The organism is Micromonospora sp. LZ34, from assembly GCF_052981855.1.
The window spans coordinates 264,822-281,239 of record NZ_JBRIQN010000004.1 but is presented as its reverse complement, the minus strand read 5'-3'; the positions used below and the strand labels follow the sequence as shown (position 1 = coordinate 281,239).

Below are 16,418 nucleotides of genomic sequence, written 5' to 3'. Positions count from 1 at the left end.
CCGGCGTGTCGATGACGCGCCCCGCGCCCGGGACACCGGGACCGGGGAGGACCGGTGGCCGGGCGGCACCACGAGGGTCTGCGGCCCATGCTCCGCAGAGGTGCCGTCCGGCCGTTCCGAGGCTCAACCGACCCAGAGCGCGACCCGATGGTCCTCGTCGGTGACGTAGAAGCACCGCCCGTCGAGCTCGGCCAACCCCTCCACGTGGTGGAACGGCGCCAGGTCGGCCACCGGTTCGCCGGGGATCAGGTGCCCCTGCCGGGGCAGCCGGAACCGGACGTGCCGCGAGGTGACGTCCCCACCGGCCGGATGGTCGTCGAGCAGCACCGAGCCCTTGCCGAGCGCGTCGATCGAGCCGATCACCGCCGCGTACCCGCCGTCCGCGGTGGGGGCGACGGCCCGGAAGCCGGTGAGCGCGCCGCGCGGCGTCACCCCGGTCAGGGCGTACGCGGCCACCGCGGTCGGCCAGCCCGGCGTGGCGGCGAACATGTCCGGCACACCGGCCACCTCCACCAGGATCGGCTCGCCGTCGACGGTCACCGGGAACCGCAGCCCGAGCAGCACCGTGCCGGCCGGGGTGAACGCGGCCGCCTCGACGTTCAGCGGCAGGTCGTCCGGGTTCAGCCGGCTCACCCAGCCCTTCGCTCGGGTGGTGCCGCGAACCAAAGTCGCCTCGACGAACCGGGCACGGACCCGCTCGCCGGGCGGCAGCGGCGTGAACGCCGCCTTGGTGAGCGCGTCGTTGACCGCCCGGTGCACCCGGAACCGGTTGCGCACCACCTGCACCGGCAGCGTCCCGGTCGCCGCGTCGTCCTCCCGGAACCGGGCCACGAAGGCGCGCCGGGGCCGCAGTGGCCCGCCCTTGGAGCCGAAGTGCGAGCCGAAGACGTACACCCAGCCGTCGTGGTGGGCGAGCGCCTCGCCGTCCTCGGTCCGGCCGTTCTCCGCACCCGCGTCGGCGCCGACGTGGTGCGCCGTCCACCGGCCGTCGTCGAGCTCCAGCAGCAGGGCCAGGCAGTGTTCCACTGGGCCCTCGTCGAGCACCGTCCAGAACCCGCGCCGGGCCCGGTGGGCGCGCAGCAGCGCCGCGGAGCGGACCGGCAGCAGGTCGCTGGCCTCGTTGCCGCCGACCACGAACTCGAGCAGTCGCAGGGTCACTCGGCCAGGGTACGAAGCGGCGGCTCGTACAGTGTCGGGATGCCGGACGCACCGATCGCCACCCGCACCACCGACCCGGCCGGACACCCGGCGCTGCACGCCGACGCGGTCGCGGTGCTCGGCCGCTGGACGCCGACCAGCCCGACCGCCGCCGCGGCCCGGGACCGCACCCTCGACCTGCTGGCCGCCGGACCGGTGGCGATGCGCCGGGAGCACCGCCCCGGGCACGTCACCGCGAGCGCCCTCGTGCTCGACGGCACCGGCGAGCGGGTGCTGCTCTGCCTGCACGGGAAGTTCCGGCGGTGGGTGCAGCTCGGCGGGCACTGCGAGCCGGGCGACCGGACGCTGGCCGGCGCCGCGCTGCGCGAGGCGACCGAGGAGTCCGGGATCGCCGGCCTGCGGGTCGACCCGGTGCCGATCGACGTGGACATCCACCCGGTCGCCTGCCAGGGCGGCTCGCTGCACTACGACGTCCGGTTCGCCGTCCTCGCCCCGCCCGGCGCGGTGGAACGGCTCAGCGACGAGTCGGAGGCGCTGGGCTGGTTCCCGCCGGACCGGCTGCCCGAGCCGCTGGCCGGCGGGACCGAACAGCTCGTCGCGCCGGCCCTGGCCGCCCTCAGACGAGCCCCTCTTCGCCCCGCTCCTTGAGCTCGTCGACGATCTTCTTGACGTCCTGCGCCCGGTCCCGCGGGCAGACCAGCACCGCGTCCGGGGTGTCGACCACGATCAGGTCGTGCACCCCGACGGTGGCCACCAGCCGGCCGGAGTGCGGCACCACCACCAGGTTGCTGCTGTCCCGCAGCAGCACGCCGGGCTTCGCCGCGCCCAACACCACGTTGCCGTCGGCGTCGGCCGGCAGCACGTCGCCGAGGGTGTGGAAGTCACCCACGTCGTTCCAGCCGAACTCACCGGGCACCGTGGCCACCCGGCCGGCGGCCGCCGCGCCCTCCATCACCGCATAGTCGACGGAGATCCTCGGCAGCGTCGGCCAGACCGTGCCGAGCACGTCGTCCTGCTCCGCGGTGCCCCAGGCCGCCGCGATCGCGGTGACCCCGGCGTGCAGAGCCGGCTGCTGCCGGGCCAGCTCGGCGAGGAACACGTCCACCCGCCAGACGAACATGCTCGCGTTCCAGAGGTGGTGCCCGGAGCGCAGGTACGCCTCGGCGACCTCGGCCTGCGGCTTCTCCTTGAACTCGGTGACCGGACGCATCGGGCCGTCGCCGAGCGGATCGCCGGTCTGCAGGTAGCCGTAGCCGGTCTCCGCGCGGGTCGGGGTGATGCCGACCGTCATCAGCCGCCCCTGCTCGGCGCCGCGCACCGCCTCCCGGACCGTCGCCACCCAGCGTTCCGGGTCGGCGATCAGGTGGTCGGCGGCGAACGAGCCCATCACGGCCTCCGGGTCGCGCAGCGCGATCACCGCCGCGGCCAGCGCGATCGCCGCGCACGAGTCGCGGGGCGAGGGCTCGACCAGGATGTTCTCCTCCGGCAGGCCGGCCAACTGGCGGGCCACCGCGGCCACGTGCGCGGCCCCGGTGACCACCAGGGTGCGCTCGGGGGTGGCGAGTGGCGCCAGCCGCTCCACCGTGGCCTGGAGCAGCGAGGCGGTGGTGCCGGTCAGCGGGTGGAGGAACTTGGGGTGGCCGGCGCGGGACAGTGGCCACAACCTCGTGCCGCTGCCGCCCGCCGGGATGACGGCGTAAATCACCCGCACATCATGCCCGATTCGCCCAGCCTGGGGCGTCGCGGCCGCCGCCCGGGCACCGCGGTCAGGCCCGGGCCCGGGACCAGGCCGCGATGTGCACCTCGGCGCTCGACTCCCAGGTGAACTCCTTGGCCCGGTCGAAGCCGGCCTTGGCCAGGGTCAGCCGGCGCTGCTCGTCGTCGAGCAGGGCGGCCAGGTCGGTGGCGATCTGCTCGGCGTCCTCGCTGGTGTAGGCGACGGCGTCGCCGCCGACCTCGGGCAGCGAGAGCCGGGGGGTGGTGAGCACCGGGGCGGCGCACGCCATGGCCTCCAGGATCGGCAGGCCGAAGCCCTCACCGTAGGAGGGGTAGGCGGCGACCAGCGCCCCGCCGAGGAAGCCGGGCAGGTCGGCGTAGCGCAGGTAGCCCGGGCGCAGCAGGCGCAGGTGCGAGGGGACCTCGGCCACCGCGCGGTCGATGTCGTCGTCGTGCCCCTGCCCGCCGGCGATCACCAGGGCCGGCGGGTCGACCCGGTCGCCCACCGCCCGGGCCCAGCCCCGGATCAGGTTGGGGACGTTCTTGCGCGGCTCCTTGGCGCCGAGGAACGCGATGTAGCTGCTGCTGCCCAGCCCCAGCCGGGCCCGGACCCGGGCCTTCTCCTCCTCGCTGGGGGCGTGGAAGGCGGCGTGGTCGACCCCGTGGTAGGCCACGTCGATCCGGGTCGGGTCGGCGTCGAGCAGCCGGATCAGCTCGTCCCGGGTGGCCTTGCTCGGCACGATCACCCGGTCGGCGCGGCGCAGCGAAGTCTTGATCGCGCTGCGGAAGAACGTGCGGCGGGACTTGTCGTAGTGCTCCGGCTCGGTGAAGAAGGTGGCGTCGTGCACGGTCACCGTCACCGGGCAGCCGGCCCGCAGCGGGCAGGTGTAGAAGGGCGAGTGCAGCACCTGGGCCCCCACCTGCTGGGCGAGCAGCGGCAGGCCGGTCTGCTCCCAGGCCAGCCGGGCGGGGCGGTGCGCGACGGCGGCCGGGGCGGGGATGATCTCCGCGCCGGGCAGCATCCGGGTGTAGCGCTCCAGGTCGGTGCGGAGGCTGACCACCGCCAGCTCCACCCCCGACCCGCACACCTTGCCGAGCGCGCCGAGCAGGCCGTCGACGTATCTACCGACGCCGCCACGGTCGGCGGGGACACTCGTGGCGTCGATGAGCACGCGGGGCGGGCGACCGGCGGTCACGGGGCGACTCCTTGAACTGGCGGGTCTGTGGGGAACAACACTCCGGGCAAGCCTACGCCGGAGCCCGGGGCGGACGCTGACTGCGACCCGACGGTACGCCGACTTGACGTCTCCATCGAGTACGGCCCGCGGGGGCGTATCGTTCGCGTCGATGGCCGACAACATTGCCCGGGTGTTCGCCGGCGCGATCGCGCCCGACCCCACCCGCCCGCTGCTCACCTGGTACGACGACGCCACCGGCGAGCGGACCGAGCTGTCCGGCGCCACGCTGGCGAACTGGGTGGCCAAGACGGCCAACCTGCTCGTCGACGGCGCCGCGCTCGGCCCCGGGGACACCGCCGGGGTGCTGCTCCCGCCGCACTGGCAGACCGCCGCGGTGCTGCTCGGCTGCTGGTCGGCCGGGCTGGCGGTGGCCGGGGAACCGGGGCCGGTCGGGGCCCTCTTCGCCACCGCCGACCGGGCCGCCGAGGCGGACGACTGGCCGGCCGACGAGCGGTACGCGCTCGCCCTGCACCCGTTCGCCCTGCCGCTGCGGGAGGTGCCGCCCGGCTTCGCCGACTACGTGCTGGAGGTGCGCGCGCACGGCGACCAGTTCACCCCGTACGCCCCGGCCGGGCCGGCCGAGACGGAGCTGATCGCCCGCGCGGTCGCCCGGGCGGCGGAGCTGGGCATCGCCCCCGGCGACCGGGTCCTGATCGACACGGCCGCGCACCCCGACCCGCTCGACTGGCTGCTGGCCCCGCTCACCGCCATGGCCAGCACGGTCCTCTGCGCCAACCTCGACCCGGCCAGGCTCCCCGCCCGCACCGCGACGGAGCAGACCACCCGCACCCTGGCCTGACCGCCGGCGGTCAGGCCGGGGTGGGGTGGCCGTCGGTCGAGCGGCGCTGGGCGAAGGCGGCGAACGCCGACAGGGACTCCGGGTTGGCCAGGGCGCCCTTGGCGGCGGCGGATTCCACCGGGGTGCCGGTGAGGATCTTCTTGACCGGCACCTCGAGCTTCTTCGCCGACAGCGTGCGCGGCACCGCGCGGACCTGGTGGATCTCGTCCGGGACGTGCCGGGGCGACAGCGCGGTCCGCAGCTCGCGGCAGATCCGGGTGCGCAGCGCCTCGTCGAGTTCCAGGCCCTCCGCGAGCACCACGAAGAGCAGCAGCTCACCGGCGCCGCCCTCGTCGTCCTCCAGGTGCACCACCACCGAGTCGACGACCTCGTCCAGCCCTTCGACGACGGAGTAGAACTCCGCCGTGCCGAGCCGGACGCCGCCCCGGTTGAGGGTGGCGTCCGAGCGGCCGGTGATCACGCAGCCGCCCCGCTCGTCGATGGTGATCCAGTCGCCGTGCCGCCAGACCCCCGGATAGAGGTCGAAGTACGCCTCCCGGTAGCGGGTGCCGTCCGGGTCGTTCCAGAACCCGACCGGCATGCTCGGCATCGGCTCGGTGATCACCAGTTCGCCCAGCTCGCCGATGACCGGGGTGCCGTCGCCGGAGCGGGCCTCCACCTTGGCGCCGAGCGCCCGGCAGGTGATCCGCCCGGCGTGCACCGGCAGCAGCGGCACGCCGCCGACGAAGCCGGTGCAGACGTCGGTGCCGCCGGAGAGCGACTGGAGCTGGGGGGTGTCGCCGACGGCGTCGTACACCCAGGTGAAGCCCTCGGCGGGCAGCGGCGCGCCGGTGGAGCCGACGCCGCGCAGCGCGGAGAGGTCGGCGATCTCCCGCGGCCGCAACCCGGCCTTGCGGCAGGCCAGCAGGAACGGCGCCGAGGTGCCGAAGTAGGTGGTGCCGGTCTCCTCGGCCAGCCGCCAGAGCGCGCCCAGGTCGGGGTGGCCCGGGTTGCCGTCGAAGAGCACGATCGCCGCGCCCACCGCCGGCCCGGAGACCAGGAAGTTCCACATCATCCAGCCGGTGGTGGTGAACCAGAAGAACCGGTCGGCCGGGCCGAGGTCGTGGTGCAGGGCGAGCATCTTCAGGTGCTCCAGCAGGATCCCGCCGTGGCCGTGCACGATCGGCTTGGGCAGCCCGGTGGTGCCCGAGGAGTAGAGCACGTAGAGCGGGTGGTCGAAGGCGACCGGGGTGAAGGTGAGCGGCTCGTCGGTGGGGGCCGCGAGGTCGTCCCAGGACATCGCGCCCTCGGGGGCGGCGGCGGCCGGGTCGAGGTAGGCGATGCTCACGGTGTGCGCCAGCGACGGCAGGGCCGCCCGAATCGCGGCCACCTCGCCCCGGCGGTCCACCGGCTTGTCGCCGTAGCGGTAGCCGTCGACCGCGACCAGCACCTTCGGCTCGATCTGCTGCCATCGGTCGGTGACGCTGCGGGTGCCGAACTCGGGCGCGCAGGAGGAGAAGACCGCCCCCAGGCTGCTGGTGGCGAGCAGCAGCACGTACGTCTCCGGGATGTTCGGCGCGTACGCCGCCACCCGGTCGCCGGCGGTGACGCCGAGCCGGCGCAGCCCGGCGGCCACCCGGCGGACCTGCTCGCGCAGTTCGGCGACGGTGAGGGTGACCGGCCCCCGGGTCTGGCCGTACGCGATGACCACCGGGTCGTCGTCGGCGCGGCCCGGCATCCGCAGCACGTTCTCGGCGTAGTTGAGCGTGGCGCCGGGGAACCAGCGCGCGCCGGGCATCCGCCGGTCGGCCAGCGTCGCCGTCGGCGGGGTGTGCGCGACCACCTCGAAGTGGTCCCAGATCGACCGCCAGAACGCGTCCAGGTCGGTGACCGACCAGCGCCACAACTCGTCGTAGTCGGCGAAGTCCAGCCCCCGGTGCTCGCGCAGCCAGCTCAGGTAGGTCCCGATCCGGGACCGCTCGCGTACGTCCGCCGGCGGCGTCCACAGCACGTCACTCACTGCTCCACCCTCCCCTGGCCCCGCACGACGCTGTGAAATGGGCCGTGGCGCCATCTTGCCCTACCTCAGATCGCCATTCTGCGCACCGGGTGCCGCCGAGGGCGCGTGGCCGGCCCACATGCCGGGCGGGTCGGGTGTGTGGATCGACCGCCGGGCGACGCGCGCCGCCCGGCAGCGGCCCGGTCCGCTCAGCCGGCCCGGTGGGCCTGGATGGCGCGGCGGCGGGCCAGCCGGTGGGCGCGGCGGATCTCCGCCTCCCGGAACCGGCGCTCGTCCTCCAGGGTCTCCGGCAGCACCGGGCGCACCGGGCGCGGCGCCCCGCCCACGTCCACGCCGACGAAGACCAGGTACGCGGTGGCCACCCGGACCGGCTCGTCCTCGGCCGAGTCCCAGCGCTCGGCCACCACCCGGACGCCCACCTCCATCGAGGTCTGCCCGGTCCAGTTGACTTGGGCGTGGGCGTGCACCAGGTCACCCACCCGGACCGCCTCGGAGAAGACGATCTCGTCGATCGCCGCGGTGACGGCCGTGCCGCCGCTGTGCCGGGCGGCCGCCGCGCCGGCGACGTCGTCGACGAACTTCATCAGCACGCCGCCGTGCACGGTGCCGTAGAGGTTGACGTCCACGGCGGTCATGATCCGGCTCAGCGTGACGCGGGAGTACGACGTCGGCTTGCCCGACGGTGCGGCGGAGGGGTGCTCGGTCATGTCGGAAACGGTACGGTGCGCGGATGCGACATCTCTGGAGCTTCCTCGCCGGGTTGGTGGTGGCGCCCGTCACCTGGGTGCTGGTCACCCTCGGGCAGGACGGGTCGGGCCGCACCGTGGACCGTTGGGTGGAGATCGGCACCTTCAACACGGCCAACCTGATCGAGCCGGCCGTCTACCTCGCGGTCGGCGGCGTCCTGCTGGGCCTGCTCGGCACGCTGCGCATCTCACCGCTCGGCCCGCTGGTGGCCGGGCTGCTGCTGGCCATCCCGTACGTGTGGCTGTTCGTCGCGCCGTTCCAGGTGCGCAATCGCCTCCCGGACGACTGGAAGGTCCTCGGTGACCCGCTGCCGCTGCACCTGCCGGTGGAGAACGGCACGCTGTTCCTGATCGGGCTGCTGCTGATGGTGGCGGCGTTCAGCGGGCAGCGGTGGCGGCAGTGGCCGCGACCGGCGACCGAGCCGACGCCGGCCGATGGGCCGGCCACGCAGGACTTCACGCTGACCGACTGGCCGCAGTCCGGGTCGCCGGACACCGCGCCGCTGACCCTGGGCTACCCCGACCCCACGCCGACCGAGCCGCTGCCCCGCCGGACCGCCGGCGAGTCGCCGTGGTCGGCGCCGCCCCGCTCGACCGGCCGCCCGGAGGACACCACCACCGAGATCAAGTGACGGACGGGCGGGCCGGGTGACCGGCCCGCCCCGGATCCGCCGCGGCGCGGGTCGGTGCCCGCCGGCCGCGGCGGCCGTCGGTCAGGCCAGGCCCTTGAGCAGCTGGCGGGCCATCACGATGCGCTGCACCTGGTTGGTGCCCTCGTAGATCTGGGTGATCTTGGCGTCCCGCATCATCCGCTCCACCGGGTAGTCCCGGGTGTAGCCGTAGCCGCCGAGCAGCTGCACCGCGTCCGTCGTGATCTCCATGGCCGCGTCGGAGGCGAAGCACTTGGCCGCCGCGCCGAAGTAGGTCAGGTCGGCGTCGCCGCGCTCGGACCGGCCGGCCGCGGCGTACGTCAGCTGCCGCGCCGCCTCCAACTTCATCCCCATGTCGGCGAGCATGAACTGGATGCCCTGGAAGTCGGCGACCGGCTTGCCGAACTGCCTGCGCTCCTGCACGTACCCCTTGGCGTAGTCGAGCGCGCCCTGCGCGATGCCGACCGCCTGGGCGGCGATGGTGACCCGGGTGTGGTCCAGGGTCTGCATGGCGGTGGCGAAGCCGGTGCCCTCCGCGCCGATCATCCGGTCCGCCGGGATCCGCACGTTGTCCAGGTAGACCTCGCGGGTCGGCGAGCCCTTGATGCCGAGCTTCTTCTCCGGCGCGCCGAAGCTGACGCCGGAGTCGGACTTCTCGACCACGAAGGCGGAGATGCCCCGGGAGCGGGCAGTGGGATCGGTCACGGCGAAGACGGTGTAGAACTCGGAAACCCCGGCGTTGGTGATCCAGCGCTTCACGCCGTTGAGCACCCAGTGGTCGCCGTCCCGGACCGCGCGGGTGGTCATCGAGGCCGCGTCGCTGCCCGCCTCCGGCTCGGAGAGGCAGTACGAGAACATCGCGTCACCGGAGGCGACCGGGGTGAGGTAGCGGCGCTTGAGCTCCGCGGAGCCGGCCAGCAGCAGCGGCATGGTGCCGAGCTTGTTCACCGCGGGGATCAGCGAGGACGAGGCGCAGGCGCGGGCCACCTCCTCGATCACGATCGCGGTGGCCAGGGCGTCCGCGCCGGCGCCGCCGTACTCGACGGGGATGTGCGGGGCGTGGAAGTCGGCCGCGCGCAGCGCGTCGTAGGACGCCTTCGGGAACTCGCCGGTCTCGTCCGCCTCGGCGGCGTGCGGCGCCACCTTGGCCGCACAGACCTCACGGACCGCCTCCCGGATCGCCTCGTGCTCCTCGGGCAACCGGTAGACGTCGAACGACTGCTCTGCGGCCATGTCGGCCCCTCCCCTTCACCGCTATCATGCGCAGTCTGTAGCGTCTCCTGACCCTCGACCGCGCAGACTGAAGGATAGCGACCGGTTCAGGTGAGGTTACCGCCGCGTAGGCTTGGGCTTGAGGAAGCGTCCACGCCGCCCGGCGATGATGGAAGAGACAGGCATAGAGTCCCCTCGGTGCCCGGCCAGGCGCCGCAGCAGCAGAATGCGACGCGACGAAGCGCCGCCAGTGCGAGCGGAGAAGACAGGCGTGACGATCCCGTACCCGAACATCCAGCCGGTACCCGCGATCGCCGCGGTGACGCCCCCGTCGGGCGCACCCCGGCCGCGGGTGACCTTCCTGGGCACCGGCTACCTCGGCGCGACGTACGCCATCTGCTACGCCGAACTCGGCTACGACGTGCTCGGCTACGACGTCGACGCGGACAAGATCGCCAAGCTGAACGCCGGCGAGGTGCCGATCCACGAGCCTGGCCTCGACGAGCTGCTCCGGCGCAACCTGGCCGCCGGCCGGCTGCGGTTCAGCACCGACATCGCCGAGACCGCCGACTTCGGTGACGTGCACTTCATCTGCGTCGGCACGCCGCAGCGCGCCGACGGCATGGGCGCCGACCTGTCGTACGTCGAGGCGTCGGTGACCAGCCTGGCCCAGCACCTGACCCGCAAGGCGCTGATCGTCGGCAAGTCCACCGTCCCGGTCGGCACTGCCGAGTGGGTCGAGCAGCTGGTCGGCAAGCACACCCCGGCCGACCTCGGCGTCGAAGTGGCGTGGAGCCCGGAGTTCCTCCAGGAGGGCTTCGCCGTCGACGACGTGCTGCGCCCCAACCGGATCGTGGTCGGCGTCAAGAGCGAGTGGGCCAACGGCATGCTCTACGCCGCCCACAAGGGAGTCTTCGACCTGGCCGCCACCGAGGACCGCGAGGTGCCCCTGGTGGTCACCGACTTCGCCACCGCCGAGCTGGTGAAGGTCGCCGCGAACGCCTTCCTGGCCACCAAGATCTCGTTCATCAACGCGATGGCCGAGGTCTGCGAGGCGTCCGGCGGCGACGTGACCCAGCTCGCCCGGGCCATCGGCTACGACCCCCGGATCGGCAACCGCTTCCTCCAGGCCGGCCTCGGCTTCGGCGGCGCCTGCCTGCCCAAGGACATCCGGGCCTTCCAGGCCCGGGCACAGGAGCTGGGTGCCGGGGAGGCGCTGCGCTTCCTGCACGAGGTCGACCTGATCAACCTGCGCCGCCGTACCCGGGTCCTCCAGCTCGCCGCGGAGCTGCTCGGCCGCCGCTCCGGGCCGGCCGGGCCGGACCTGTCCGGCACCCGAATCGCGGTGCTGGGCGCGACGTTCAAGCCCAACACCGACGACGTACGCGACGCGCCCGCGCTCGCCGTCGCCGCGCTGCTCCAGAAGGCCGGCGGCGACGTGCACGTCTACGACCCGCAGGGCACCGAGAACGCCCGCCGGGTGGCTCCCGAGCTGACCTACGAGACCAGCATGAACGACGCGGTCACCGGGGCCGACCTGGTCTGCGTGCTCACCGAGTGGGCTGACTTCCGCAACGCCGACCCGGTCGCCCTCGGCGAGCTGGCCGCCGGCCGCAAGGTGGTCGACGGCCGCAACTGCCTCGACTCCACACTGTGGACGCAGGCCGGCTGGGAGTACCGCGGCATGGGCCGCCCCTGACGGTTCCCCCTTCCTGACACCGGCGGCCGGCCGCGGAGCGTGCTCCGCGGCCGGCCGCGTCACTGGTTTGCCCCGGACCCGCCGACAACGGTCGAATTCCGCGCCGGCTTTGGGCATGCTGCGACAGTGGGAGTCCACAGTGCGGGTGGAGGGGTGTCGTGGCGACGTTTCAGTGCTCCTCGTGCGGCCGGGAGATCAAGCCGGCCGTCCGCTGCCCGCACTGCGGGGCGGAGCAGCCACAGTGGGTCGAGCACCTGGCGGAGATCGAGCGTTCCATCGCGGAGATGAAGGCCCGCGAGGCCGCCATCGCCAGCGAGCAGCGGCAGATCGCCGCCAAGATGCAGGCCGCACTCTTCCAGCGGGACATCCTCGCGCACGCCGGTGAGGAACGGATCAAGCAGGCCACCCGGCCGCGCCGGGTGCTGCGCCGCCGGCCCGGCCGCCGACCGCCGACCGCCACCACCGGCGCCCCGCCCCGGGTGCCCCGGCAGGGCACCCCACCGCCCGGCCCGGACGACCCGACGCCGCCCCCGCCGACCGCCACCTGGCTGGACGCCGACGACCCGGAGCACCCGCCGGAGGCGTCCTCCCGCGAGGTGCAGAACATCCCGCTCGGCCTGGGCGCGCTGCTGCTCGGGGTGGCCGCGGTGGTCTTCGCCGCGGTGGCGACCAGTTCGATGGACGCGCTGGCCCGGCTGGGCATCCTGCTGCTCGCCACGGTGCTGATGCTGCTCGCCCCGCCCGCGCTGGCCCGGCGGGGGCTCACCTCCACCGCCGAGACCATCGCCGCGGTCGGGCTACTGCTGGTGCCGCTGGCCGGGTACGCGCTCTGGGCGGTCGACCGGATCGGAGGCGGCGGCGCCTCGGGCGCCGTCTTCGCCGGGCTGGTCTTCGCGGTCACCGCCGGCGTCTCCTTCGGGTACGCCAACTGGACCGGCCTGCGCGCCCCGCGGTTCGCCACCGTGCTCGCCGCCCAGCCGGTGGTGCCGCTGTTCGCGTACGACCGGATCACCGGCCCGGCCGGCTGGGCGCTGGCCCTGACCGCGGTGGCCGTCCTCGACCTCTTGCTGGCCCGCACACCGGTCACCGTGGAGCGTCCGGTACGCCGGGACCTCCCGCCGCCCGCCCCGGCCGAGCCGCCCGCCGCGCCGACCGCGCCCCGGCAGCGGCAGCCCGAGGGCCGACCGGAGGGCGCGCCGGAGGAGGCCGGCGAGGTGCTCGCCGGCACCACCCCGGCCGGCCCGGACGCCGCCCCGGCGGACCCGGACGGGGCTGCGACCCGCCCGGTGCCGTGGCTGCGCGAGCTGACCTGGCTGCTGCACGGTGCCGCGGTCGCGGTCGCCCTCGCGTACGCGGTCACCGCGCTGCTGCGCGCGCAGACCGTGCCCGCCGCGGTCGCCGCGGGCACGGTGCTGCTGCTGGCCGCCGCGGTCGCGCTGGCCGGGACGATCGCGCTGCGCCGGCCGCCGCTGCCGGACGTCGGCGCCGGCATCCTCACCCTCGCCGTGATCGGGGCGCTGGGGCGGATCGCCTCGGTGGCGCTGCCCGGCCAGTCGCTGCTGCTCATCGCGGCGGTGATCACGGTGACCGGGCTGGCCGTCCGCGCGGTGCCGGAGGCGGCCCGACGCGGTCCGCAGTTCGCCTCCGCGGTGGCGCTGACGGTCAGCGGAGTGGTGGTGGCCGGCGGTGCCCTGCGGGCCGGCGTCGCCCCGGTCCGCGCCGCGCTGCCGGCCTGGGCCGCCGACCTGGACCGGTACCCGGCCGAACTGGCCGCCGCGGTCGGCCCGGCCGCGTGGCAGCTCGCCGCGAGCGCCTTCCTGCTGACCGTCGCCGCCGTGCTGGCCCTGCCGCCGGAGATCCGCCGGGAGTTCGCGGTGGTCGGCGCGGCGCTGACCGCGCTCGCCGTCCCGGCGTCCTTCGGGCTCGGTTGGGCGGCGGCGCCCTGGCCGATGGTGCTGGCCGCGGTCGGCATCGGCGTGGCGGGGCTCTCCGCCCGGACGGAACGGGCCGCTCTGGCCCACGGGATCACCGCCGGCGGGGTGGGCCTGTTCGGCGCGGGCGCCGCGCTGACCCGGCCGTCGCTGACCGCCGCCGCGCTGCTCACCCTCTTCGCGGCGGGCGCCCTGGTCGCGGTGGCACCCCGGGTTCGGCTCGCCCCGGCGGCGACCGACGCCCTCTCCGCCTGGGCCGCCGGCGGCGCCGCGTTCGCGCTGCCCGGGGCGGTGGCCGCCTTCGTCGCCGCGACCGTGCCCATCGACCCGACGCCCACCCCGGCCAGCCTGCGCGAGGTGACCGTCCCGGTGCTCGCGGCCAGCTTCCTCGCGGTCTGCGTCACCCTCGGGTACGCGGCGATCGTGCAGGTCTCGCAGCGGCAGATCCCGGCCCCGCTGGCGGTGGGCACCGGCCTCGGGGCGCTGGTGGTCACCGCGGCCGCGTTCGGGGCACCCGGCGCGACCGTCGCCGACGCCTGGGTCGGCGCGCTGCTGCTGGTCGCCGCGGTGCTGCTCTTCCTGGCCCCGTCGATCGACGCGGGCCGGCGGTCCGACCTCACCCTGGACGGGTCCGACCTCGCGGCGGCCGCGGTGACCGGCGCCCTGATCGCCACCCTGGTCCGGATCGCCGCCGTGCTCGCCCCGGGCGGGCAGCTCGCGGTGGCCGCCGCGCTGGTGCTGGTGGTCGCGGTCGCCGCCCGGGCGATGCCGGCGGAGTGGCGGCGCGGGCCGGTGCTCGGCATCACCATCGGCGGCTTGCTGATCGGGTTGCTGGCCGGTTGGACGGCGCTGCGTGGCGGGGTCGGCGTGCTCGCCACCCCCGGGCCGATCTGGGCCGGTGACCTGAGCGGCTGGCCGGCCGCGCCGACCGGTGGCGCGACCTGGCAGGCCCCGGTCGCGCTGGCGCTGCTCGGGGTCGCCGCCGGGATCCTCCTGCCGGCGCCCTGGCGGTACGACGTGTCCGGCGCGGCCGCCGTGCTCGCCACCATCGGCGCGCCGGCCGCGTTCGACCTGGCCTGGTGGTCACCGGTGCTGGTCGGGGGAATGGTCGCCACCGTCTTCGGGATGGCCGCGGTCGCCTCGGTCGACCCGCGGGCCGGGCTGTCCCGGGCCACCGTGGCCGGGGTGGTGGCCCTGCACGCGGCCGGCGCCGGGCTGGTCCGGCCGTGGACCACCGCGCTGGCGCTGGGCAGCATCGCGCTGATCGGCGTGGTGGTGGCGGCGCTGGCCCGGTCGCTCGCCGAGCCGCTGGTGGAGGACATCCACGCCGACGGGATGCCGCCGTACCTGGCGCAGATCGGAGGCGCCGCGGCCGGCGCGGCGGTGCTCGCGCTGCCCGGCGCGGTCGCCGCGCTGGCGGCCGAGTTCGAGCGTCCGCCGCAGGTGGTGCTGACCGCCGCGCTGGCTGCGTCCAGCCTCGGCCTCGCCGCGGTGGCCGCGGTACGCCGGCAGGTGCCGCAGTACCTGCCGTGGACCAGCGCGGCGGTGGTCGGCGGCGCCACCATCAGCGCCCTGGCCGCCGTCCCCAGCGGCCTGCCCGTGGGCGTCTACGCCGCCGCCGCGGCCCTGCTCGGCGTGCTGGCCGAACTGGCCCGGGGCGCCACCGAGCCGCCGGCCGGCTCCGCCCAGCCGGTACGGCGCTGGTCGGTGCTGCTCGACGGCGCGCTGCGGCGGCTGCCGGACGACGGCACCCGGCGGCGCTGGCGGGTCAGCCCGGCGGCCGGTGCCCTCGCCGCGGCCGCCCTGCCGACCGTGATCGCGCTGGTGTCGATCGCGCCGGCGCTCGTCGTCGCGCTGGTCGAGCCGCACGCCACGCTCACCCGGGTGTGGCAGGGGCCTCCGCCCGGGCTGCTCAGCCCACCGCCCGACGCGGTCGACCCGGCGCACGTGCTGACCGCGCTGCTGTTGACCGCGACCGCGGCGCTGGCGGCCACCGGTTTCAGCGGTGGCCGCCGGTCCCGGGCGGTCCCGGTGGTGCTGCCCGGCGCGGCGGTGACCCTGCTGATCACCCCGGCCGCGCTCGGCACCGGCTGGCCGACGAGCACCCTGGCCGCGCTCTCCGTCTTCACGATCTCGATGCTCGGCCTGGCGCTGACCCCGCCCCCGCCGCTGGTCGAGCCGGCCCGCTCGCTGCGGCTGGCGCGGGTGCTGGTCTTCGGCATCGGGCTGGCGGCCGGCGGCGCCGGGCTGGCCGGCAGCCTGGCCACCCGAGAGCTGACCCTGTTCACGCTCGGCGGCGCGGTCGGCGTCGGCGCGGTCGCCGCGCTCTTCGGCACCACCCAGCGGGCCCGCATTCTCGGCTGGCTGTTCGCCTCGCTGATGGCCCAGCTCTTCGTACTCACCGCCGGCCTGGTCGCCGGGCTGGCCGCGGTCTGGTCCGCGTTCGGCGTGCTGGCGGTCGGCGCGGCGTTGCAGGTGTTCGCGGCCACGCTGCCCCGACTGCGCCGCCCCGAGGCGCAGCGCGAGGCGGCCACCGTGGAGTGGAGCGGGCACGCCGCCGCACTGATCGCCCTGGCGTTGGCCTTCGACTCGCCGCGGCACATCGCCGCCCTGCTCGCGGCCTGGGGCGCGGTCCTCGGGGTGGCGGCGACCCGGCCCGGCCGTCGCCCGGTGGAGCGGCGGATCCTGTTCTGGGCGGTGGTGGTCTGCGAGATCAGCGCCTGGTGGATCCTGATGCGGGTCGCCGACGTGGCGCTGCCCGAGGCGTACACGCTGCCGTTCGCGGCGCTGGCCCTGCTGGTCGGCGTGCTGGAGCTGCGGCACCGCGCCGACCTGAGCAGCTGGGTGGCGTACGGGCCGGCGCTGGTCGCCGCCTTCCTGCCGACCCTGGCGATCGTGCTCGCCACCGACTCCAGCACGCTGCGGCAGGTGTTGCTGCTGCTCGGCGCGGTGGCCGTGCTGATCTTCGGCTCGATGAGCCAGCAACAGGCCCCGGTGATCGTCGGCGCGACGGTCACCGCGATCACCGCGATCCACGCGCTGTTCGCCTTCGGCCCGTGGCTGGCCCTGATCCCGGTCGGCATCCTGCTGCTGGTGCTCGGCGCGAGCAACGAGCGGCGCCGCCGCGCGCAGGAGCGGTTGCAGACCGCCCTGCGCGGCATGCGATGAACCGGAGGGGCCCTGCGGCCATCGAACCCGACGGGCAGAGCGTGCCGGCTGCGGACGCGTCGCACCCGCGCGCCGGCTCCGGACGCCTCCCACCGGAGCGCC

General features: G+C 75.4%; 11 protein-coding genes. 5 read left to right on the top strand and 6 right to left on the bottom strand.

The window, feature by feature from the left end:
* Positions 1-123 precede the first annotated feature (123 nt).
* A complete protein-coding gene (locus ACVCAH_RS07440) occupies positions 124-1,158 on the bottom strand; it encodes a hypothetical protein (RefSeq protein WP_447135291.1) in 1,035 nt (344 codons plus the stop codon).
* A gap of 39 nt (positions 1,159-1,197) precedes the next feature.
* Here ACVCAH_RS07440 and ACVCAH_RS07435 point away from each other — a divergent pair, with 39 nt between their 5' ends.
* Entirely contained in the window at positions 1,198-1,806 is a 609-nt protein-coding gene (locus tag ACVCAH_RS07435) for an NUDIX hydrolase (protein WP_447135290.1), read from the top strand.
* Here ACVCAH_RS07435 and ACVCAH_RS07430 read toward each other — a convergent pair.
* Positions 1,775-2,863, bottom strand: coding sequence for a mannose-1-phosphate guanylyltransferase (locus ACVCAH_RS07430; protein ID WP_447135289.1), 1,089 nt, complete (start codon positions 2,861-2,863; stop codon positions 1,775-1,777). The genes ACVCAH_RS07435 and ACVCAH_RS07430 overlap by 32 nt on opposite strands.
* Before the next feature lie 61 nt (positions 2,864-2,924).
* Complete coding sequence (locus ACVCAH_RS07425) at positions 2,925-4,070, bottom strand: glycosyltransferase family 4 protein (protein ID WP_447135288.1); 1,146 nt, start codon at positions 4,068-4,070, stop codon at positions 2,925-2,927.
* 151 nt (positions 4,071-4,221) lie between these two features.
* Between ACVCAH_RS07425 and ACVCAH_RS07420 the strand changes: the two genes are divergently transcribed.
* Positions 4,222-4,911, top strand: coding sequence for a TIGR03089 family protein (locus tag ACVCAH_RS07420; protein ID WP_447135287.1), 690 nt, complete (start codon positions 4,222-4,224; stop codon positions 4,909-4,911).
* 10 nt (positions 4,912-4,921) lie between these two features.
* Here ACVCAH_RS07420 and ACVCAH_RS07415 read toward each other — a convergent pair whose 3' ends face one another.
* Together ACVCAH_RS07415 and ACVCAH_RS07410 are read right to left on the bottom strand one after the other, a co-directional pair.
* A complete protein-coding gene (locus ACVCAH_RS07415) occupies positions 4,922-6,910 on the bottom strand; it encodes an acetoacetate--CoA ligase (protein WP_447135286.1) in 1,989 nt (662 codons plus the stop codon).
* A 188-nt stretch (positions 6,911-7,098) separates the two neighbouring features.
* Positions 7,099-7,617, bottom strand: coding sequence for an acyl-CoA thioesterase (locus ACVCAH_RS07410; RefSeq protein WP_447135285.1), 519 nt, complete (start codon positions 7,615-7,617; stop codon positions 7,099-7,101).
* Positions 7,618-7,640: 23 nt separating this feature from the next.
* Here ACVCAH_RS07410 and ACVCAH_RS07405 point away from each other — a divergent pair, with 23 nt between their 5' ends.
* A complete protein-coding gene (locus ACVCAH_RS07405; protein ID WP_447135284.1) occupies positions 7,641-8,288 on the top strand; it encodes a hypothetical protein in 648 nt (215 codons plus the stop codon).
* 81 nt (positions 8,289-8,369) lie between these two features.
* Here the strand turns inward: ACVCAH_RS07405 and ACVCAH_RS07400 are convergent, their stop codons facing one another.
* The gene (locus tag ACVCAH_RS07400; protein WP_447135283.1) at positions 8,370-9,539 is read right to left on the bottom strand and encodes an acyl-CoA dehydrogenase family protein; all 1,170 of its coding nucleotides are present in this window, start codon (positions 9,537-9,539) and stop codon (positions 8,370-8,372) included.
* A 250-nt stretch (positions 9,540-9,789) separates the two neighbouring features.
* On the opposite strand from ACVCAH_RS07400, the gene ACVCAH_RS07395 reads away from it, so the two are divergent.
* Both ACVCAH_RS07395 and ACVCAH_RS07390 read left to right on the top strand, forming a co-directional pair.
* On the top strand, positions 9,790-11,217 hold the full coding sequence (locus tag ACVCAH_RS07395; protein WP_447135282.1) for a UDP-glucose dehydrogenase family protein: 1,428 nt from the start codon (positions 9,790-9,792) through the stop codon (positions 11,215-11,217).
* 158 nt (positions 11,218-11,375) lie between these two features.
* A complete protein-coding gene (locus tag ACVCAH_RS07390) occupies positions 11,376-16,316 on the top strand; it encodes an SCO7613 C-terminal domain-containing membrane protein (protein ID WP_447135281.1) in 4,941 nt (1,646 codons plus the stop codon).
* Positions 16,317-16,418 lie beyond the last annotated feature (102 nt).

Coding starts and splice junctions, on each gene's coding strand:
- ACVCAH_RS07410 (WP_447135285.1), bottom strand. CDS start 7,617: ATGACCGAGCACCCCTCCGCCGCACCGTCGGGCAAGCCGACGTCGTAC.
- ACVCAH_RS07435 (WP_447135290.1), top strand. CDS start 1,198: ATGCCGGACGCACCGATCGCCACCCGCACCACCGACCCGGCCGGACAC.
- ACVCAH_RS07405 (WP_447135284.1), top strand. CDS start 7,641: ATGCGACATCTCTGGAGCTTCCTCGCCGGGTTGGTGGTGGCGCCCGTC.
- ACVCAH_RS07420 (WP_447135287.1), top strand. CDS start 4,222: ATGGCCGACAACATTGCCCGGGTGTTCGCCGGCGCGATCGCGCCCGAC.
- ACVCAH_RS07400 (WP_447135283.1), bottom strand. CDS start 9,539: ATGGCCGCAGAGCAGTCGTTCGACGTCTACCGGTTGCCCGAGGAGCAC.